The sequence below is a fragment of the Streptomyces sp. SAS_270 genome, from assembly GCF_052543295.1.
In genome coordinates, this window is record NZ_JBMNDS010000015.1 from 61,052 (window position 1) to 81,582 (window position 20,531).

Annotated in this window: 16 protein-coding genes; 3 read left to right on the forward strand and 13 right to left on the reverse strand. The window is 70.8% G+C overall.

All coding sequences use genetic code 11. From position 1 onward, the window contains the following. Positions 1 to 33: 33 nt before the first annotated feature. The 4 genes from rpmF to ACN6LB_RS13215 form a co-directional block, all read right to left on the reverse strand. On the reverse strand, positions 34 to 204 hold the full coding sequence (gene rpmF / locus ACN6LB_RS13200; protein ID WP_445025962.1) for a 50S ribosomal protein L32: 171 nt from the start codon (positions 202 to 204) through the stop codon (positions 34 to 36). 123 nt (positions 205 to 327) lie between these two features. Next, positions 328 to 1,773 (reverse strand): aldehyde dehydrogenase family protein, encoded by a 1,446-nt coding sequence (locus ACN6LB_RS13205; RefSeq protein WP_356149652.1) that lies wholly within the window; start codon positions 1,771 to 1,773, stop codon positions 328 to 330. A 285-nt stretch (positions 1,774 to 2,058) separates the two neighbouring features. Continuing rightward, positions 2,059 to 3,681: a PucR family transcriptional regulator gene (locus tag ACN6LB_RS13210; protein WP_445025963.1), complete on the reverse strand. Its 1,623-nt coding sequence runs from the start codon at positions 3,679 to 3,681 to the stop codon at positions 2,059 to 2,061. A gap of 165 nt (positions 3,682 to 3,846) precedes the next feature. Beyond that, positions 3,847 to 6,279: an ATP/GTP-binding protein gene (locus ACN6LB_RS13215; protein WP_445025964.1), complete on the reverse strand. Its 2,433-nt coding sequence runs from the start codon at positions 6,277 to 6,279 to the stop codon at positions 3,847 to 3,849. 291 nt (positions 6,280 to 6,570) lie between these two features. Between ACN6LB_RS13215 and gabT the strand changes: the two genes are divergently transcribed. Beyond that, positions 6,571 to 7,905: a 4-aminobutyrate--2-oxoglutarate transaminase gene (gabT, locus tag ACN6LB_RS13220; protein ID WP_356135548.1), complete on the forward strand. Its 1,335-nt coding sequence runs from the start codon at positions 6,571 to 6,573 to the stop codon at positions 7,903 to 7,905. 199 nt (positions 7,906 to 8,104) lie between these two features. Then, a complete protein-coding gene (locus ACN6LB_RS13225; RefSeq protein WP_445026009.1) occupies positions 8,105 to 8,959 on the forward strand; it encodes a phosphatase PAP2 family protein in 855 nt (284 codons plus the stop codon). On the opposite strand, the gene ACN6LB_RS13230 is transcribed toward ACN6LB_RS13225, so the two are convergent. The 8 genes from ACN6LB_RS13230 to ACN6LB_RS13265 form a co-directional block, all read right to left on the reverse strand. After that, complete coding sequence (locus tag ACN6LB_RS13230; RefSeq protein ID WP_445025965.1) at positions 8,898 to 10,712, reverse strand: chitinase; 1,815 nt, start codon at positions 10,710 to 10,712, stop codon at positions 8,898 to 8,900. The two genes, ACN6LB_RS13225 and ACN6LB_RS13230, sit on opposite strands and share 62 nt — an antisense overlap. Positions 10,713 to 10,798: 86 nt before the next feature. Then, complete coding sequence (locus ACN6LB_RS13235; RefSeq protein ID WP_445025966.1) at positions 10,799 to 11,251, reverse strand: hypothetical protein; 453 nt, start codon at positions 11,249 to 11,251, stop codon at positions 10,799 to 10,801. Positions 11,252 to 11,432: 181 nt separating this feature from the next. After that, positions 11,433 to 12,851, reverse strand: a complete 1,419-nt coding sequence (locus ACN6LB_RS13240) for an NAD(P)/FAD-dependent oxidoreductase (RefSeq protein WP_445025968.1) — start codon at positions 12,849 to 12,851, stop codon at positions 11,433 to 11,435. A gap of 21 nt (positions 12,852 to 12,872) precedes the next feature. Next, a complete protein-coding gene (locus ACN6LB_RS13245) occupies positions 12,873 to 13,673 on the reverse strand; it encodes an ABC transporter permease (protein ID WP_445025969.1) in 801 nt (266 codons plus the stop codon). Beyond that, entirely contained in the window at positions 13,674 to 14,603 is a 930-nt protein-coding gene (locus ACN6LB_RS13250) for an ABC transporter permease (protein ID WP_356135561.1), read from the reverse strand. Beyond that, positions 14,603 to 15,763, reverse strand: coding sequence for an ABC transporter ATP-binding protein (locus tag ACN6LB_RS13255; RefSeq protein ID WP_445025970.1), 1,161 nt, complete (start codon positions 15,761 to 15,763; stop codon positions 14,603 to 14,605). Before ACN6LB_RS13255 ends, ACN6LB_RS13250 begins: the two co-directional genes overlap by 1 nt. Further along, a complete protein-coding gene (locus ACN6LB_RS13260) occupies positions 15,760 to 17,007 on the reverse strand; it encodes a polyamine ABC transporter substrate-binding protein (protein WP_445025971.1) in 1,248 nt (415 codons plus the stop codon). Before ACN6LB_RS13260 ends, ACN6LB_RS13255 begins: the two co-directional genes overlap by 4 nt. 128 nt (positions 17,008 to 17,135) lie before the next feature. Beyond that, on the reverse strand, positions 17,136 to 18,662 hold the full coding sequence (locus ACN6LB_RS13265; protein WP_445025972.1) for a gamma-aminobutyraldehyde dehydrogenase: 1,527 nt from the start codon (positions 18,660 to 18,662) through the stop codon (positions 17,136 to 17,138). 227 nt (positions 18,663 to 18,889) lie between these two features. On the opposite strand from ACN6LB_RS13265, the gene ACN6LB_RS13270 reads away from it, so the two are divergent. Then, positions 18,890 to 19,450, forward strand: coding sequence for an NADAR family protein (locus tag ACN6LB_RS13270; protein ID WP_445025974.1), 561 nt, complete (start codon positions 18,890 to 18,892; stop codon positions 19,448 to 19,450). 28 nt (positions 19,451 to 19,478) lie between these two features. Here the strand turns inward: ACN6LB_RS13270 and ACN6LB_RS13275 are convergent, their stop codons facing one another. Next, a complete protein-coding gene (locus ACN6LB_RS13275) occupies positions 19,479 to 20,504 on the reverse strand; it encodes a DUF4190 domain-containing protein (protein WP_445025975.1) in 1,026 nt (341 codons plus the stop codon). Between the last annotated feature and the right edge of the window lie 27 nt (positions 20,505 to 20,531).

Sequence of the window (20,531 nt, forward strand, 5' to 3'; positions counted from 1 at the left end):
GGCATCGGTGCCGGGCCCCTTCGTCGGGTGTCCTCAGCCCTCGGGCGTGAGGAGCCCGCGCTCGTAGGCGCGGACGAGCCGACGGGGTACGGCGTACTCGCGGCCGTCGACGAAGAACGGGACGAGATCGGGGGTCGCCGCCTTCCACTGTGACCTGCGGTGACGGGTGTTGGAACGGGACATCTTGCGCTTGGGGACGGCCATGCGCAGCACTGTACATGAAAACGATTGTCACTAGCTATAGGGGCTTTCGGAACGCCGACGGCCGGAGCCCCCGCACAGCGGGCTCCGGCCGTTGGATTCAGATGTGGGGTCCGGCCCCTGCTTCTAGAGCGCGAGCCCCGTCAGCACGAGCACCCGCTCGTAGGTGTAGTCGTCCATCGCGAACCGGACGCCCTCGCGGCCGACACCGGACTGCTTCACGCCGCCGTACGGCATCTGGTCGGCGCGGTAGGACGGCACGTCGCCGACGACGACGCCGCCGACCTCAAGCGCGCGGTGGGCGCGGAAGGCGGCCTGCAGATCGTGCGTGAACACACCTGCCTGCAGGCCGTACTTGGACGCGTTGACGGCGGCGAAGGCCTCCGCCTCCCCCTCCACCTTCTGCACGGTGAGGACGGGCCCGAAGACCTCCTCGCAGGAGATCGTCACGTCGGCGGGTACGTCGACGAGGACGGTCGGCGCGTAGGAGGCACCGTCCCGCTTGCCCCCGGCGAGCAGCGTGGCACCGGCCTGTACGGCTTCGTCGACCCACGACTCGACACGCTTGGCGGCGTCCTCGCTCACCAGCGGCCCCACATCGGTCGTGGCGTCGGACGGGTCACCGGTGACCTGGGCCTCCACGGCGGCGACGACACGCGGCAGCAGCCGCTCGTACACCGAGGCGTCGGCGATCACGCGCTGCACGGAGATGCAGGACTGGCCGCCCTGGTAGTTGGAGAAGGTCGCGATACGGGTCGCGGCCCAGTCCAGGTCCGCGTCGCTCGCGAAGTCGGCCAGCACGACGGCCGCGCCGTTGCCGCCCAGCTCCAGCGTGCAGTGCTTGCGCGGCACCGAGTCCATGATCGCGTAGCCGACCTTGTCGGAGCCGGTGAACGAGATGACGGGCAGCCGCTCGTCCTGGACCAGCGCGGGCATGCGGTCGTTGGCGACGGGCAGCACGCTCCAGGAGCCGGCCGGGAGGTCGGTCTCGGCGAGCAGCTCACCGATGACGAGGCCCGACAGCGGGGTGGCGGGCGCCGGCTTCAGGATGATCGGCGCGCCGACCGCGATCGCCGGGGCGATCTTGTGGGCGCAGAGGTTGAGCGGGAAGTTGAAGGGCGCGATGCCGAGGACGACGCCCTTCGGGAAGCGCCGGGTGAGGGCGAGCCGTCCCTGGCCGCCGGGGTCGGTGTCGAGGCGCTGGGCCTCTCCGCCGTTGAACCGACGCGCCTCCTCGGCCGCGAACCGGAACACGGACACGGCCCGGCCGACCTCGCCACGGGCCCACTTGACGGGCTTGCCGTTCTCGGCGGAGATGAGCTGGGCGATCTCCTCGGTGCGCTCGACGAGGCGCTTGCTGACGTGGTCGAGGGCGGCGGCGCGGACGTGGGCCGGGGTGGCGGCGAACTCGTCGCGCACGGCGTGCGCGGCGGCCACGGCCTCCTCCACCTGGGCCTCGGTAGGCACGCTGACCTGGCCGACGAGGCGGCCGTCCCACGGCGAGGTGACGTCGAAGGTGGTCTCGCCGGTGGCCTGGCGGCCGGCGAGCCAGAAGGCGTGCGTTGAAGTCATCTCGAGTCCCGGCCCTTCCGAGGCTTATGTGTCCTTGGCTGTCCCGCCCCACGGTAGGCCCCGCCCTCCGGGCGGTCGCTTATCCGATCCGTAGCACTCCCCCACCCGCTCACACCACTTCGGCCACCCACAGCCAGGCGCCGCAAACCCCGGGCACCGGGGGTGGGTGGGCAAACCCCGGGGCCAGGGGTGGGTCATGCAGCCCGGCGCTCACGGGGCGCCGCTGCGCCCACCCGTGCCGCCCCTGGCGGCACGATTGCCCGCAGAAACGCGCCCCCGCCTACCTCACCCGCCCCCGCCGGCAACCGCCTTCAACGCCAGCCAAAGTTCCATCCGCACATCCGGATCATCCAGCGACCGCCCCAAGATCTCCTCCACCCGCCGCATCCGGTACCGCAGCGTGTGCCGGTGTACCCCGAGGTCCGCCGCCGCCGCGTCCCACTGCCCGTGCCGGGACAGCCAGGCCCGCAGGGAGGCGACGAGATCACCGCGCCCGGTCGCGTCGTGTTCCTTCAGCGGCCGCAGCAACCCGTCCGCGAACGCCCGCACCGCGTCGTCGGCGAGGAGCGGCACCACCGACCCGGCCGCCAGCTCCTCGTGCTCCACGAGCGTCCGCCCCCGCCGCCGTGCGACGGACAGCGCCTGCTCGGCCTGCTTGTACGCGGCGGCCGCGGCGATCGGCCCGGCGGGCGCGGACAGCCCGACGACCAGCTCGTCCTCGTCCCCCGCGGCCGCCTCGCGAACCGTGGCCCGCGCCGCCTCCAACTCCGCGGCGTACTCCTGACACGCGGCCACGGCCGCACCCCCGTCCACGGCGAGCGCGACGAGCCGATCCCCGTCGGGCACGACGAGCACGCACTCCCCGGCCCGCGCGGCGGCGGACTCGACGACTTCGGCGAGCCCGCCGAGCGGGTCGCCGTCGACGGCGGCGGACGCGACCGCGCCCCCCACCCCCACCCCGACCGCGGACACGGACACGGACTCGGCGAGGATCAGCCGGAACGGCGCGTCGAGCAGCGCCCCGTACAGCTCCCCGGCGACGGCCCGCGCATGGTCGGGTTCCCCGGCGAGCAGCATCCCCACCACAGCCGCGCCGATCCGCTGCTCGGCGGCGTGCAGGGAACGCGACCGCTCGGTGGTGAGCGTGAGCAGGGCGATCGCCGAGTGCACGGCGTACCGCTCGGCGGTGCCGAGGGTGGCGGCCGTGCCCACGGCGAGCGCGGCCCGCGGCCGCCGCCCGGTGCCCAGCGAGTGCAGCTCGACCCGGTCCTCGCCGCCGACGACGGAGCTGGCGGGCGCGGGCCGCTCCCGCAGCCGTTCGACGTCCGCGGTGAGCCGGGCCGCGCGCCGCCCGGCCCAGTCGGGCGCGGTGGCGACGACGGCACCGGAGGCGTCGTACAGGGCGGCCCATCCGTCGACCTGGGAGGCGAGGGCGGCGAGCAGCCCCTCGGGGCCGCCGCTCAGCGCCTGCTTGGTCAGCTCGCGCTGCGCGGCGAACCCGGCGGTGACCGCGCGGTACTGGTCCGCCGCGATCGCGGCGGACACGGCCTTGCTGATGGCGAGGAACGGCGTACGCCGGGGTACTTCGAGGAGCGGCAGCCCCTCTTCCTCGGCGGCGTCGACGAGCGCCTTCGGGATGTCCTCGTAGTTGACGCCGACGGCGAAGCCCAGCCCGACGACACCCGCTCCGGCCAGCCGTTTCACATACCGCCGCATGGCCTCGGGCTCCTCCGCGTCCAGCTTGAGCGCGGTGATCAGCAGCAGTTCCCCGCCCTCCATGTAGGGCACGGGGTCGGCGAGCTCGCTGACGTGCGCCCAGCGGACGGGGACGTCGAGACGGTCCTCACCCGCGCGCACGGTCAGCTTGAGCGCGGAGTGGTGGACGAGCGAGGCGAGCGTGGGGGGCATGAGGCCTTCAGGTCTGTGTGATCTTTGTGATCTTTTGGCCGCGACGTATGAACGACCTGTGTCGATTCTGCCTCACCGTACGGTCACCGGGTGACCGTACGAAACCCTCGCCCCGCCCACTCCCTCCCCGAAGATCCACCCACCCCCCTCCCCGAAGATCCCCACTCACCCCCGGAGATCCACCAGCAGCGGCGGCGCATGCTCCCCCCGCACGCTCGTCAGTGACAGCACCGCGTGCCCCGGCGGCACCCCCTGCGCCAGTTCGGAGGCGGACCAGCGCTCCCGCTCGACCTGTCGCACGGTGACGGCGTCCGTGGTCACGGCCTTCCCGGTCACCAGCTTGCGCAGGGCGTGGATGGCCCGGGTCATCGGCTGGTCGGCGAAGACGGTGTGCTTGGCGACGTCACGGGTCTCCACCCACTCCGTGCCCCACGCATGGGCGAACCGGCTGCCGTCCCAGGTGGTGACGCCGGAGAAGGCCATACGGCAGCCGACGGCCCCGTACAGCGGCCCGTGCAGCGCCTCGGGTACGTCGCCGATCGTGCGCAGCGCGAGCACCACGCCCGCGTTCTGGGACCGCAGCCGCTGAATCCGGCGTACGGAATCCGCGGTCAGCGCACCCGTGGCGTCATCGAGCACCAGACACGCGAAGTGAGACCGTTCGCCGCCGCTCTCACCCCCGCGCACCACCGCCGCGAACTGCGCCAGCACCAGCCTCGTGATCAGCCGCGAGGCCTCCTCGTGCCCGTGCTCGGGCACGTCGATGCGGACCCGCAGCGGATGGTGGGCGACGGCCCGCACGGAGAAGGGCCGCGCGCCGCCCGCACCGAAGAACTCGGCGAAGGCGGGCCGGTCCAGCAGCGCGAGCCGGTCGGCGAGCGCCGGACCGGGGTCCGCCGTGCTTCCGGCCTGCCGGGCCCGCGCTTCGAGCTCGCGGCGCATGGCGGCGTGCGCGTCGCCGGACAGTGCCTCCCGCAGGGAGGCCAGGGCGGAGGGCACGCCCTCCAGGAGTTCGCGCAGCTCGGGCAGGGAAGGGAAGACGCCGTGCACGGCCCGGTAGGGGCCGAGGAGCTGGGCGAGCGCGGTGGCGGCCCGCTGGCTGCCGACACCGTCCAGGTCTCCGACCAGGGCTTCGGCGAGGAAGGCGGCCGCTTCGTCGGGGTTCTCGGAGTCGGCGTACGGGTCGAGGTCGTGGACCGAGGTGGGGTCCCCGATCCGCACCACGACGTCGAACGCCGAGTCGGGCCCGAGGGGCGTACCGGCGGCCGCGACCACCACCACGGCGCACCGCCCGGTGAGCGCCTGCAGACCGAGCGATTCCACGACGGGCCGGACCAGGTGACGCGTCTTGCCGCAGCCGGACGGCCCCACGGCGAGCAGCGAGGTGCCGAGGGCGTCCGTGTCGAGGGCGGCGCCCACACCGCTGTAGGCGAGCGGGGTACGTTCCGCCGCCGCCCACCGGCCGATGCGCACCTGCCCCTCCCACGCGTCGTGCCGCATGGTGCGGGCGGGCAGGTCGCGGGCGCCGGATGGGTGGGTCCAGGCCGCGGCGCCGTTGCGCAGCACGGTGTCGGTGAAGAGCGCGAGGCGGCTCGTGTCGCGTGTCGCGAGGTTCCAGGCGTGCCGTACCCGGGCGCAGTCCACGTCGTTCATACGGCCGGTGAGCAGCTCGGCGGTGAGCAGCTCGGCCGCCTGGTGCTGCCCGGCGGCGCGGAGCTCGGGCCACTGGGCGGGCGGCAGGGTCGCGGCGGACGGTTCACGCGGGCCGTCGTTCGCCCTGCCGCGGGCGGCGAGCCACTCCTTGCCGAGCGCCCACCAACCGCCGATGCGGGCGAAGGGCCACAGGACCAGCAGCGTGATGAGCGTGTACAGCAAGTCCGTCAGCAGCTGCGACTCGAAGATCTCGTAGCCGCCGGTGATCAGGACGAGGAGGGAGAACAGCGGCGCGACGACCGGCAGGGCGTCCCAGCCGACGCCGGGGAAGGCGTTCGGGAAGACGAAGCTCAGCGTGATCAGTGCGCCCGCGACCGCGAGCAGGGCACGGCCGGGCTGTCCCCGGCGGGTGACGAAGTGGCGTACGACGTCGGGCCAGCTGCCGAGGCGCCCCACGCCGTAGACGAGCAGGCCGAAGAACACGCCGTCGTAGACGACCCCCGCCTCCCGCCCCTCCATGCCCTTGGGGGAGGTGGTGCCGGCCCACCACCAGTCGTCCGGCGTGAACAGCTTCAGCACGGCCCACTGGTACGGCAGCCCGCCGTGCCGCCATACGGACCAGAGGAGAAGCGCCACCACCAGCGGCACCACGAGACCGATGATCGTGACCGGGGAGAGCCGCTCCGCCGCCTTGGCCGGGCGCGGTGTGCGGTAGCCGTACCGCCAGATCCCGGGCCCGGCGGCCGGCCGCGGCTCGTTCAGCCACTCCACGGCGCTCGGCCGGTGCGCGGACGCCTGCTCGGGAACGGGCGGCGGCCCGGCGGGCACGGACGGCGGTCCGGCCGGCATCGCGGGCATGCCCGGAACCGGCGGCGGGGGCCCCGCGGGCCGCGGCACAGGATTCGCATGCGTACCCCGCGCGTCCTGCGTCCCGTCGCTGTTCATCGCCCTTGCCCCCTGACCAGCTGCTGCGTACACCGTCCGCGAGTCAATCTAACGCCCCCGCAAGGGGAGTTCACCGCTTACGCGGCCGGGTCCGCCTCGCCGGGCCGGCAGGCCTCTATGTCCACGGCGGACAACCCGAATCGCCGACAACGCCCACATGGAGCATGCCGACCCTCCGCTCCCCGCCCTAGCCTGCGAGAAAAGAAGGCAAGCGTCCGAAAACACCCCCGCCCGGAACACCCGCCCGCCGGGAGCCGTCCGGTTCGCAGGATCATCATCAGGGAGCCCCTCATGACCGCACTTCCGCAGGAGCGCCGCGTCGTCACCGCCATCCCCGGCCCGAAGTCGCAGGAACTGCAGGCCCGCCGCCTCGCCGCGGTCGCGGCCGGTGTGGGGTCCGTGCTGCCGGTCTTCACCGCGCGCGCGGGCGGCGGGATCATCGAGGACGTCGACGGCAACCGCCTGATCGACTTCGGCTCCGGCATCGCCGTGACGTCCGTCGGCGCCTCCGCCGAGGCCGTCGTACGCCGCGCCTCGGCGCAGCTCCAGGACTTCACGCACACCTGTTTCATGGTCACGCCGTACGAGGGCTACGTCGCCGTCGCCGAGGCGCTCGCCGAGCTGACGCCGGGCGACCACGCCAAGAAGTCGGCGCTGTTCAACAGCGGCGCCGAGGCCGTCGAGAACGCCGTCAAGATCGCCCGCGCGTACACCAAGCGCCAGGCCGTCGTCGTCTTCGACCACGGCTACCACGGCCGTACGAACCTCACGATGGCGCTGACCGCCAAGAACATGCCGTACAAGAACGGCTTCGGCCCGTTCGCGCCCGAGGTCTACCGCGTGCCGGTGGCGTACGGCTACCGCTGGCTGACCGGCCCCGAGAACGCCGGCGCGGAGGCCTCCGCCCAGGCGATCGACATGATCAACAAGCAGATCGGCGCCGAGAACGTCGCCGCGATCATCATCGAGCCGGTGCTCGGCGAGGGCGGCTTCATCGAGCCTGCCAAGGGCTTCCTGCCGGCGATCAGCAAGTTCGCGTCCGACAACGGCATCGTCTTCGTCGCCGACGAGATCCAGTCCGGCTTCTGCCGCACCGGCCAGTGGTTCGCCTGCGAGGACGAGGGCATCGTCCCGGACCTGATCACCACCGCCAAGGGCATCGCGGGCGGCCTCCCGCTCGCCGCCGTCACCGGCCGCGCCGAGATCATGGACGCCGCGCACGCGGGCGGCCTGGGCGGCACCTACGGCGGCAACCCGGTGGCCTGCGCGGGTGCGCTCGGCTCGATCGAGACGATGAAGGAGCTCGATCTCAACGCCAGGGCGAAGGCGATCGAGGCGACGATGAAGACCCGCCTGACCGCCATGCAGGACAAGTTCGACATCATCGGCGACGTCCGCGGCCGTGGCGCCATGATCGCCATCGAGCTGGTCAAGGACCGCGACACCAAGGAGCCGAACGCCGAGGCGACCGCCGCGCTCGCCAAGGCCTGCCACCAGGAGGGCCTGCTGGTGCTGACCTGTGGCACGTACGGAAACGTCCTCCGCTTCCTGCCGCCGCTGGTCATCGGCGAGGACCTCCTGAACGAAGGCCTCGACATCATCGAGCAGGCCTTCGCCCGCATCTGACGCCCCACCCGCCCCACGGCCGGATTCCGCTTCACTCGTGTGGGTGAACGCGGGCCCTTCCGGCGCCTCGGCGGCAAGGGTCAGAGCGTGTGAAGAAGGTGTGCGAGGTGCATGACGGGACGCGATTCCGCCTGTCGGACCCGCACCCCCTGCCGTAGGTTCTATGCAGATGAGAGATACACCCCGCCCACAGGGGACTGTGGGCGACACCGGGTCGGGGCCTCCCCAGCTTCGCCCTGGTCGTGCCCTCGCGCACACACTCGGAGCCTCTGGCTCCGGATCTCCTCACCGATCGGACAGTCGCCCGCCCCAAACCCCCCGGGGCGTGCGACAACCCGATCCGGACGGCCGCCTCGGAACTACCCCCCCTGTTCCGGGGCGGCCGTCCTCTTTCGGACTCCTCGGGCTTCTCGGATTCTTCGCTCTTCCGGCCGTCCTCTTCGCCCTGATCACCTGGCAGGTCGTCGTGGGCGGCCCTCTTGCGCGCGCGGACGAACGCCTCAGCGCCGCCGTCGTGCAGCCCGAGCGGATCTACGGATTCCTCTCCGACTTCGGCAACAGCACGGTCGCCGTTCCCGTCCTCGCCGCCGTCCTGGTGTACGTCGCATGGCGCGCCCGGGCCGCCCGGCTGCCGCGCTGGTGGCTGGAACCGGCCGCCGGGGCCGTACTCATGGCCGCCGTACCGGCGCTGGTCGTCCCCCTGAAGGAACTGACCGCCCGGCCGGGCCCACCGACCATGGGCCCGGACTCGGGAACCGCCTTCTACCCCTCGGGCCACACGGCGACCGCCGTCATCGCCTACGGCACCGCGACCCTGCTCCTCCTCCCCTGGCTGCACGGCCGCCGCAGCCGCCGCGCCCTGCTCGCCGCCTGCGCCGCCCTCAACCTCGCGGTCCCCTTCGGCCTGATCCGCCGCGGCTACCACTGGCCCCTGGACGTGGCGGGGAGCTGGTGCCTGTGCACGATGCTGCTCGCCGCGCTGTGGCTCTTCCTCAGCCGAAGTAGCCGTCGAAGTTCTTCGAGAACTCCCGGTTCGCGAAGCGGTCCCAGTTGACCGACCAGGTCATCAGGCCGCGCAGGGCGGGCCAGGTGCCGTGGGTGGCGTACGAGCCGCAGTTGGTCTTCCTGGTCAGACAGTCCAGGGTCTTGTTCACCTCTGCCGGCGACACGTATCCGTTGCCCGCGTTGGTCGTCGCCGGCATGCCGATCGCGATCTGATCGGGGCGCAGCGGCGGGAAGACGTTGTTCGCGTCGCCCGCGACCGGGAAGCCGGTCAGGAGCATGTCGGTCATCGCGATGTGGAAGTCGGCGCCGCCCATGGAGTGGTACTGGTTGTCGAGGCCCATGATCGACCCGGAGTTGTAGTCCTGGACGTGCAGCAGCGTCAGGTCGTCGCGCAGGGCGTAGATCACCGGGAGGTACGCTCCCGCGCGCGGGTCCTGGCCGCCCCACTTGCCGGTGCCGTAGTACTGGTATCCGAGTTGGACGAAGAAGGTCTCCGGCGCCATCGTCAGCACGAACTTCGTGCCGTACTTCGCCTTCAGGGTCTTCAGGGCCGAGATCAGGTTGACGATCACGGGCGTGGTCGGGCTCCTGAAGTTGGTGTCGCTCGCGTCGAGGGAGAGTGAGTGGCCCTCGAAGTCGATGTCCAGGCCGTCGAGGCCGTAGGTGTCGATGATCTTCGAGACCGACGACACGAAGGTGTCGCGGGCCGCCGTCGTCGTCAGCTGGACCTGGCCGTTCTGGCCGCCGATGGATATCAGGACCTTCTTGCCCGCCGCCTGCTTGGCCTTGATGGCCGCCTTGAAGTCGGCGTCGCTCTCGACGCTCGGGCACTCGGTGACCGGGCAGCGGGTGAAGCGGATGTCGCCGGAGGTGGTGGAGGTGGGTTCGCCGAAGGCCAGGTCGATGACGTCCCAGCTGTCGGGGACGTCGGCCATCCGCGTATAGCCGGCGCCGTTGGCGAAGCTCGCGTGGAGGTAGCCGACCAGGGCGTGGGCGGGCAGGTCGGTGGAGCCGCTCGATCCGGCCGATGTCGTCGCGGTCACCGCTGCCGATCTGGCCGACTCCCCCGCGTCGTTCACCGCGGCGACCTGGAAGCTGTACGCGGTGGAGGGCGCGAGGCCGCTCACGGTGGCCGAAGTGCCGGTCGCCGTCTGGACTTTCGCCCCGTCGCGGTAGATCGCGTAACCGGTCGCGCCGGAGACCGCGGACCAGGACAGGGGGACGCTGCTGGACGTGACGGTGCCGGCCTTGAGGCCGGTGGGCGCGGCGGGCGGCTGACCGGCGTCGACGCCGGGGCCGGTCAGGGAGACGTCGTCGGCGTAGTAGGCCCCGGTGCCGTACCAGCCGTGGGTGTAGATCGTGACCTTGGTGGTGGACGCTCCGGTGCGGAAGGTGCTGGTGAGGTGCTGCCAGTCGGGGGCGGACTGGGTCCAGGTGGAGACGTCGGTGGTGCCGGTGCCGCTCGCGCCGAGGTAGACGTAGCTGCCGCGGACGTATCCGGCGAGGGTGTACTGCGAGTCGGGTTTGACGGTCACCGTCTGCGCGCACTGGGCGTTGTCGCTGCCGGCCGGGGTCGCCTTCAGCGCGGAACTTCCGCTGTGCACAGGTGAGTTGACGCTCGCACCGCTGCCCGCGGTACAGGTCCAGCCGTCCAGGCCGGACTCGAAGCCGCCGTTTCGGGCGAGGTCCGCGTCGGCCGCACGGGCGGCCGACGAGAGCGCGGTAATGCCGGGTACGGCCAGGAGGACGGCCGTGCCTACAGCGAGAAGTCGGCGACGCGCGAGTGGTCTGGTGCGATCCACAACTGCCTCCAGGCATGGGGGGATTCAGGAGGGTGGAGCGCGCCCAATTTGGTCCAGACCAATTCACTTGTCAAGACCTCTGACGGTCAGCGGTCCTCCTCTATGGCGAGACCCGCGGCCGCCTCGTGCATCGCCAGTTCCAGCAACGCCGGGTCGGTGAGGGTGCCCGAACCGTCCGGCGGGACGAGCCAGCGGACACTGCCGCTCGACCGTCCGGGGTACGGCACCACGATCCACGTGCCGCGCCCCGCCGTGCGCACCCCCGTGCCCAGCCACCGGGCCGCCGTGCCCGCGGGCACGAAGAAGCCCATCCGGGCGTCGCCGAAGTCGACGAGCACCGGGCCGGGTTGGTCGATCACGCGGGTCAGTACGTCGAGCGTGGGATAGCCGAGAGCACCCGGCAGGATGAGCACGTCCCAGAGTTTTCCCGCCGGAAGCAGCGCGACCCCGAGGGGATTGCGCTCCCATTCCCACCGGCAGGCCTCGGGATCCGGAGCCACGGATGCCAGCCACTCGACCGCGGTCTTGGCCCCTGTCATGACGGAACCTCCCTCTTTCTCGTGTGGACGCCAGTCGCGTCACAGGAGAGAGGGAGGTCCCCGGCCGAGCATTACGCGGGTTTCCTCTACCAGTTGGTAGTGAACCGCGTCACTGCGGTTGAGCAGGGCGTACGCCGTTGGATCAAGGGCGCTTCGATGCGCCCCCGTGCCCCGCCGGGCGTCAACTGTCGAAGCCCAGCCCCAGCTTGTCCATGGTCTTCAGCCAGAGGTTGCGGCGCCCGCCGTGCGCGTCCGCGCGGGCCAGCGACCACTTGGTGAGGGCGATGCCCGTCCAGGCGAAGGGCTCGGGCGGGAAGGGCAGCGGCTTCTTGCGGACCATTTCGAGGGAGGTGCGCTCCGTGGTCTCGCCCGACAGCAGGTCCAGCATCACGTCCGCGCCGAAGCGGGTCGCGCCCACACCGAGGCCCGTGTACCCGGCCGCGTACGCGACCTTCCCCTGGTGCGCGGTGCCGAAGAAGGCAGAGAAGCGCGAGCAGGTGTCGATGGCGCCGCCCCACGCGTGCGTGAACCGCACGCCCTCCAGCTGCGGGAAGCAGGTGAAGAAGTGCCCGGCGAGCTTCGCGTACGTCTCCGGGCGGTCGTCGTACTCGGCGCGCACCCGGCCGCCGTACGGATAGATCGCGTCGTACCCGCCCCACAGGATGCGGTTGTCGGCGGAGAGCCGGAAGTAGTGGAACTGGTTGGCGCTGTCGCCGAGTCCCTGGCGGTTCTTCCAGCCGATGGAGGCGAGCTGGTCGGCGGTCAGCGGTTCGGTCATCAGCGCGTAGTCGTAGACCGGCACGGTGTACGACCGCACGCGCTTGACCAGGTTCGGGAAGATGTTGGTGCCGAGCGCGACCTTGCGGGCGCGAACCGAGCCGTACGGCGTGCGGACGGCCATCCCGGCGCCGTACGCCTTCAGATCGAGCGCGGGCGTGTTCTCGTACACCCGCACCCCCAGCTGCACGCAGGCGCGCTTGAGGCCCCAGGCGAGCTTGGCGGGGTGCAGCATGGCGACGCCGCGGCGGTCGTGCAGACCGGCCAGGAAGGTCGGCGAGTCGACCTGCTCGCGGACCGCGTCGGCGTCCAGGAACTCGACGCCGTCCGCGAGGCCCGCGCGCTCCAGTTCCTCGTACCACTCCCGCAGTTCGGCCGCCTGGTGCGGCTCGGTGGCGACGTCGATCTCGCCGGTGCGCTCGAAGTCGCAGTCGATGGAGTAGCGGGCGACCGCCGCCTCGATCTCGTCGAGGTTGCGGGCGCCCAGCTCCTCCAGCTTCCCGATCTCGTCCGGCCAGCGGGCGAGCCCGTTGGCCAGACCGTGGGTGAGCGATGCTGCGCAGAAGCCGCCGTTGCGGCCGGAGGCGGCCCAGCCCACCTCGCGGCCCTCCACCAGCACCACGTCCCGCTGCGGGTCGCGCTCCTTGGCGATCAGCGCGGTCCACAGTCCGCTGTAGCCACCGCCGACGACGAGCAGGTCGCAGGTCTCGGCGCCGGTGAGGGCGGGCTCGGGGCGGGGCTTGCCGGGGTCGTCCAGCCAGTACGACACCGGCTGGGCTTCGGAAAGAGACTTCGTCCAACTGCTCATGGCGCCTGGGGCCATGATTTCAACTCCCTACGAGCGTTATGCCTTTTGCCTGTTCCGACGGTTTCCTACGACCATGGCGAACAGGACGAACAGTACGGCGATGAGGAACATGGCCGTACCGATGACATTGATCTGAACGGGTGTTCCGCGCTGCGCCGAACCCCAGACGAACATGGGGAAGGTGACGGTCGAGCCCGCGTTGAAATTGGTGATGATGAAATCGTCGAAGGAGAGCGCGAAGGCGAGCAGTGCGCCCGCGGCGATCCCGGGGGCCGCGATGGGCAGCGTGACGCGCACGAAGGTCTGCACCGGCCCTGCGTACAGGTCCTGCGCGGCCTGCTCAAGACGCGGGTCCATCGACATCACACGTGCCTTCACGGCGGTGACGACGAAGCTGAGGCAGAACATGATGTGGGCGATGAGGATCGTCCAGAAGCCCAGCTGGGCGCCCATGTTGAGGAACAGGGTGAGCAGCGAGGCGGCCATCACGACCTCGGGCATCGCCATCGGCAGGAAGATCAGCGAGTTCACCGCGCCGCGCGCGCGGAAGCGGTAGCGGACCAGCGCGAAGGCGATCATCGTGCCGAGGATGGTGGCGCCGAGCGTCGCCCAGACGGCGATCTGCAGGCTGAGCGAGAGCGAGCCGCACATGTCGGCGACACCGCACGGGTCGCGCCAGGCGTCCGTGGAGAAGTTCTGCCACTCGTAGTTGAAGCGCCCCTTCGGCTTGTTGAAGGAGAACACCGTGACGACGACGTTGGGCAGCAGCAGATATCCGAGCGTCCCCAGTCCCGCGATGACGACGAAATGACGCTTGAGCCAGTTGACGAAGGCCATTTAAACCAGATCCTCCGTCCCGGACTTACGGATGTAGAACGTGACCATGAAGAGGATTCCGGCCATGAGGATGAACGAGAGCGCCGCGGCGGTCGGATAGTCGAGAATCCGCAGGAACTGCGTCTGGATGACGTTGCCGACCATGCGGGTGTCCGTGGAGCCGAGCAGGTCGGCGTTCACGTAGTCACCGCTGGCCGGGATGAAGGTCAGCAGTGTTCCGGAGACGACGCCCGGCATCGACAGCGGGAAGGTCACCTTGCGGAAGGTGGTGAACGGCCGCGCGTACAGGTCGCCCGCCGCCTCGTGCAGCCGCCCGTCGATCCGCTCCAGCGAGGTGTAGAGCGGCAGGATCATGAACGGCAGGAAGTTGTACGTCAGACCGCAGACGACCGCGAGCGGGGTCGCGAGGACGCGGTCGCCGGCCGTGATGCCGAGCCAGCTGGTGACGTCCAGGACGTGCAGCGAGTTGAGGGCGCCGACCACCGGGCCGCCGTCCGCGAGGATCGTCTTCCAGGCGAGGGTGCGGATCAGGAAGCTGGTGAAGAACGGCGCGATCACCAGGATCATGATCAGGTTGCGCCAGCGGCCCGCGCGGAAGGCGATCAGATAGGCCAGCGGGTAGCCGAGCAGCAGGCACAGGATCGTCGCCGAGCCCGCGTAGAGGATGGAGCGCAGGAACTGCGGGTAGTAGTCGACCAGCGCGTCCCAGTACGTCTGGAAGTGCCAGGTGACCTTGAAGCCGTCCTCCAGGGAGCCCGTCTGCACGGACGTGGAGGCCTGGTAGACCATCGGCAGCGCGAAGAAGACGATCAGCCACAGCATGCCGGGCAGCAGCAGCCAGTACGGCGTCAGGCGGCCCCGTTTGCGCGGCGGCTTCTTCTCGGGCGCGCTGGGCGCGAGAGGCGGTGGCGCCTCGGTGAGCGTCGACATCAGGCGGCCTCTTCCTCGACCGACTCGACACCCGCGTCTATGTCCTGCGCCGCGTCCAGGCCGAAGGTGTGCGCCGGGTTCCAGTGCAGGACGACGTCGGTGCCGGGCACCAGGCGGGGGTCGCGGTCGACGTTCTGTGCGTAGACCTCGAACTCCGGGCAGACCGCGCTGTCGATGACGTACTGCGTGGAGACGCCGATGAAGCTGGAGTCGGCGATCTTTCCGGTGATGCGGTTGCGGCCCGCCGGGATCTCCCCTGCGTCGTCGGCGTGCGTCAGCGAGATCTTCTCGGGGCGCACGCCGACCAGCACCTTGCCGCCGGTCGCCGTGGGCGCCGAACATCGCGCCTCGGGCAGCATCAGCTTGCCGCCGCCGGCCCTGAGGACGATCTCGTCGCCGCTCTTGGAGTCGACCTCGGCCTCGATGAGGTTGGAGGTGCCGAGGAAGTTGGCGACGAACGTGGTGTTCGGGTTCTCGTAGAGGTCGACGGGCGAGCCGAGTTGCTCGACGCGGCCTCCGTTCATCACGGCGACCGTGTCGGCCATGGTCATGGCCTCCTCCTGGTCGTGCGTGACATGGATGAAGGTGATGCCGACCTCGGTCTGGATGCGCTTGAGCTCCAGCTGCATCTGGCGGCGCAGCTTGAGGTCGAGGGCGCCGAGGGGTTCGTCGAGCAGGAGCACCTTGGGCGTGTTGATCAGCGCGCGGGCCACGGCGACACGCTGCTGCTGGCCGCCGGAGAGCTGGTGCGGCTTCTTGCGGGCCTGCTCGCCGAGCTGGACGAGCTCCAGCATGTCCTCGACCTGCTTCTTCACCGACTTGATGCCGCGCCGGCGCAGACCGAAGGCGACGTTCTCGAAGATGTCGAGGTGCGGGAAGAGGGCGTACGACTGGAAGACGGTGTTCACCGGCCGCTTGTACGGCGGCAGGTTCGTCACGTCCTGGTCGCCGAGCGAGACGGTGCCCCCGGAGGGCTCCTCCAGGCCGGCGATCATGCGCAGGGTGGTGGTCTTGCCGCAGCCCGAGGCGCCCAGCAGGGCGAAGAAGGAGCCCTGCGGCACGGTCAGGTCGAGCGGATGCACGGCGGTGAAGGAGCCGTACGTCTTGCTGATCCCGGAGAGGCGGACGTCGCCGCTGTTGTCATTCGTCATCGTGGTCACGCCCCTGTGAGCTTCGCGAACTTCTCTTCGTAGGCCGTCTCTTCCTTCTGGCTCAGTGAGCGGAAGGCGTGCGACTTGGCGGCCATGGCCTTGTCAGGAATGATCAGCGGGTTGTTCGCCGCGTCCTTGTCGATCTTCGCGAGATAGGGCTTCACCCCGTCGACGGGACAGACGTAGTTGATGTAGGCGGCGAGCTTGGCGGCCGGCTCGGGCTCGTAGTAGTAGTCCATGAGCCGCTCGGCGTTCGTCTTGTGACGTGCCTTGTTGGGGATCAGCATGTTGTCCGTGGACGTCAGGTAGCCGCTGTCGGGGATGACGAAGTCGACGTCGGGGCTGTCCGCCTTGAGCTGGACGACGTCACCGGCCCAGGCGACGCAGGCCGCGAGGTCGCCCTTGGTGAGGTCGGACGTGTAGTCGTTGCCGGTGAAGCGGCGGATCTGGCCCTTGTCGACGGCCTTCTGGAGGCGCGCGATCGCCGCGTCGAAGTCGTCGTCGGTGAACTTCGACGGGTCCTTGCCCATGTCCAGCAGCGTCATGCCCATGCTGTCGCGCATCTCCGAGAGGAAGCCGATGCGCCCCTTGAGCTTGGGGTTGTCGAGCATGTCGGAGATCGACTTCACCTCGATGCCGTCGAGCGCCTTCTTGTTGTAGGCGATGACGGTCGAGATGCCCTGCCAGGGGTACGAGTAGGCGCGGCCCGGGTCCCAGTCGGGGTTGCGGAACTGCTGCGAGAGGTTGGTGTAGGCGTGCGGCAGGTTGGCCGCGTCCAGTTTCTGGACCCACCCGAAGCGGATCATCCGGGCCGCCAGCCAGTCGGTGACGACGATGATGTCGCGTCCGGTGTCCTGGCCCGCCGCGAGCTGCGGCTTGATCTTGCCGAAGAACTCGACGTTGTCGTTGATGTCCTCGGTGTACTTGACCTTGATGCCGGTGCGTTCGGTGAACGCGTCGAGCGTGGGGTGGTGCTTCTCGCTGTCGTCCACGTCCATGTACTCGGTCCAGTTGGAGAAGTTGATCGTCTTCTCCTTGGCCGAGTGGTCCTCGGCGGAGACGCCGCCCTGGGTCTTGCCGGCGGCGGGGATCCCGCAGCCGCTCAGCGCCCCGAGACCGCCGACGGCGAGCGCGCCGCCGGCGGAGGCGCGCAGCAGTGAACGGCGGCTGAGAGAGGCCCTGCCGTTCCTGTAACTGCGCCGCATGGCGGCCAGTTGGACCGGGGAGAGTCGGTCGGGCTCGTACTGCTCCATGCTCGTGGTGCCTTTCCGGAGTGTCGCGGCCTGGTCTCGGCCTGGTCTGCCCCCTGCGGTAGCCGGCCGGTCGCCGGCGAACGGTCGGTCGATCCCGGCCGATCCGTCGCCCGCGACCGGTCGGCCGGCTACGGCCGGTCCCCGAAGATCGTGCGGTGCCAGCCCTTCCTGACCTCCGCCGTGTTGTCGAACATGACGTGCTTGATCTGGGTGTACTCCTCGAACGAGTACGCCGACATGTCCTTGCCGTAACCGGACGCCTTGTATCCGCCGTGCGGCATCTCGCTGATGATCGGAATGTGGTCGTTGACCCACACGCAGCCCGCCTTGATCTCGCGGGTGGCGCGGCCGGCCCGGTACACGTCGCGGCTCCACGCGGAGGCGGCCAGCCCGTACGGCGTGTCGTTGGCGAGGCGGATGCCCTCGTCGTCGGTGTCGAAGGGGAGCACCACCAGGACGGGACCGAAGATCTCGGACTGCACGATCTCGCTGTCCTGGGCGGCGCCCACGACCAGGGTGGGCCGGTAGTACGCGCCGCTCTTGAGCTCTCCCTGGGGGGCCTCGCCGCCGGTGACGACCTCGGCGTAGGCGCGGGCCCGGTCGACGAATCCGGCGACGCGGTCGCGCTGGGCGTGCGAGATCAGCGGGCCGAGGTCGGTGCCGGGCGCGAAGGGGTCGCCCACGCGGACGCTCGCCATGAGGGCGGCCGTCTTCGTGACGAACTCCTCGTAGAGGGGCCTTTGCACGTACGCGCGCGTGGCGGCCGTGCAGTCCTGGCCGGTGTTGATGAGCGAGCCCGCGACCGCGCCGTGCACGGCGGCGTCCACGTCGGCGTCGTCGAAGACGACGAAGGGGGCCTTGCCGCCCAGCTCCAGGTGGAGCCGCTTGACGGTCGAGGTGGCGAGCTCGGCGACCCGCTTGCCGACGGCGGTGGACCCGGTGAAGGAGGTCATGGCGACGTCGGGGTGGCCGACCAGGTGCTCGCCCGCGTCCTTCCCTGCGCCCGTGATGATGTTGACGACCCCGTCGGGGATCCCGGCCGCGGTCGCCGCCTCGGCGAACAGCAGCGAGGTGAGCGGGGTCAGCTCGGCGGGCTTCAGCACGATCGTGTTGCCCGCGGCGATGGCCGGGAGGATCTTCCAGGCCGCCATCTGGAGGGGGTAGTTCCAGGGCGCGATGGAGCCGACGACACCGATGGGCTCACGGCGTACGTACGAGGTGTGGTCGCCGGAGTACTCGCCCGCGGACTGCCCCTGGAGGTGCCGGGCCGCGCCCGCGAAGAACGAGGTGTTGTCGATCGTGCCGGGCACGTCGAACTCACGGGTGAGCTTGAGGGGTTTGCCGCACTGCAGGGACTCGGCCTGCGCGAACTCCTCGGCGCGGTCGGCGAGCACGGCGGCGAAGCGGTGCAGCGCGTCGGAGCGCTCGCCGGGGGTGGCACCCGCCCAGCCGGGGAACGCCTGACGAGCCGCGGCGACGGCCGCGTCCACGTCCACGGTGCTCGCCAGTTCGTACGAGTAGACCTCGTCGCCGGTGGCGGGGTCGACCACCGCGTGCGTGCGGCCGGAGGTGCCCTTGGTCAGCCGCCCGGCGATGTACTGGGCGCCGTCCGCGAAACGGTCCTGCGCCTGGAAGCGATGGCCCGCATTGTGCATGTCGCTCTCCTCCGCCACCCTCCCCGTCCAGCGGGGGTCGGCGTAGCTCCAGCTCGATTTGAGTGCCGATCCTGACAGAGCAATGGCACTCCAACAAGTGATTCCGTTGTTGCCTTTTGGTTACGCGACGAATTCTGTCGATCAGTTAAGGAAAGCGTCGACCAGGTGTCGAGTCCACCGGGAAAAGGCAGGACGGAGTGTCAGTGGTGCGTGCCAGACTCGCGTGCATGGGGAAGATCGATTCTTGGGAAGTCCTGACCAGGGAAGTCCGCGCGGGGGCGAGGGTCAAGTACCTGCACTTCTGGGGGCACCGGCCACGTCGCGCCGGGCAGGTCGACGCGAGCTGTCTGAGCCAGTGGTGGCCGTCGCCGTTCACCGTGGAAGGGGTGCGCTACGCGACCGCCGAGCACTGGATGATGGCGGGCAAGGCGCGGCTCTTCGGGGATGCGGAGGCGGAGCGGCAGGCCGTCGAGGCGCGCAGTCCCGCGCTCGCCAAGAAGGTGGGGCGGCTGGTGCGCGCTTTCGACGACTCCGTGTGGGATCGGGAGCGCTACGAGATCGTGGTGGAGGGCAGCGTCCACAAGTTCGCCGCATACCCCGATCTGCGGACGTTTCTGCTGGCCACCGGTGACCGCGTCCTCGTGGAGGCCAGCCCCGTGGACCGCGTCTGGGGCATCGGGCTCGCGGCGGACGACGAGCGGGCCGCGCATCCCGAGAAGTGGCGGGGGCCGAATCTGCTGGGCTTCGCCCTGATGGAGGCGCGGGAGAGACTGCGCGAGCGCGGCTGACGCTCACAGGAGCGACAGCTCCGAGGGCCTACAGGTCCTGGCGGACGTGCTGCGCGGCCGGCGGCAGTGACAGGGACAGCGACGTGGAGAAACCGTCGCCGCCGTCGTCGGAGTCGCCGTCCCCGCTGTCGTGGCGCGCGACCAGGACGATCACCACCACGGCGATGCCCAGCGCGATGCCGACGGCTCCGCAGATGATCCCGGCGAGCGCCTGACCCGGGTTCGTCGCTTCGCCCCGGCGCGCCTTGCGCCGGCCGAGCGCGCCGAAGACCACGCCCAGGATGCCGAGCACGATGGCCAGCGGCCACACGCAGAACACGAGGGCGGCGAGGATCCCGAGCACCAGCCCGGCGGTGCCCATCCCGTTGCTCGGCGCGAGCGGCATCGCCGGCCAGCCGTAGCCATGACCGTACGGCGGCAGGCCGGGGCCCTCGGGACCCACAGGCGGTGGGGGGACCGGTTCGCCGTGGACGGAGGGAGCGGAGAAGACAGAGGGAGAAGAGGGAGAAGAGGGAGAAGGGGCGGAGGGGAACGTGTGAGTGCCGCGCCGCGGAGGCCGGGGCGTTTCCACCGGGGGCGCCCACGGGTTCGGCTCCGCACGCGGGACGTCGACGACCTTGTCCAGGGGGACCCGGGACTCACCGGCGGGACCCTGCCCGGGAGCCGGATCGGAAGGCCGGCCCGCGGCGGGCCCCGCGCCGCCTGGGCCGACGGACACACCGGGCGCCCTGTCCACCGGACCGGCCGACACACCGGGCACCGCGTCCACGGGACCGACGTACGCACCAGGCACCGCGTCGGCCACGGCGTCCTCCGCGCTGGGCCCGGGTGCGCTGCCCTCGCAGGACGAGGACGGCGACGCCCACCCGAGCGCGCCCGCCACCTCCGGCCCTCGCTCATCGCCCCGCCCGGCGGACCCACCGAAAGCCTCGCCCGCACCAGGCGTCGCGGCCTCCCCGGCGGGAGCCGGTGCGCTGTCCTCGGCGGGAGGAGGGGCCGGGGGTGCCCACGGATTCGCGGCAGCCGCTTCCGGCTCCTGCGCGTCGTCGGGCATGTGCGGTCCCCCCTTTGTCGTACGTTT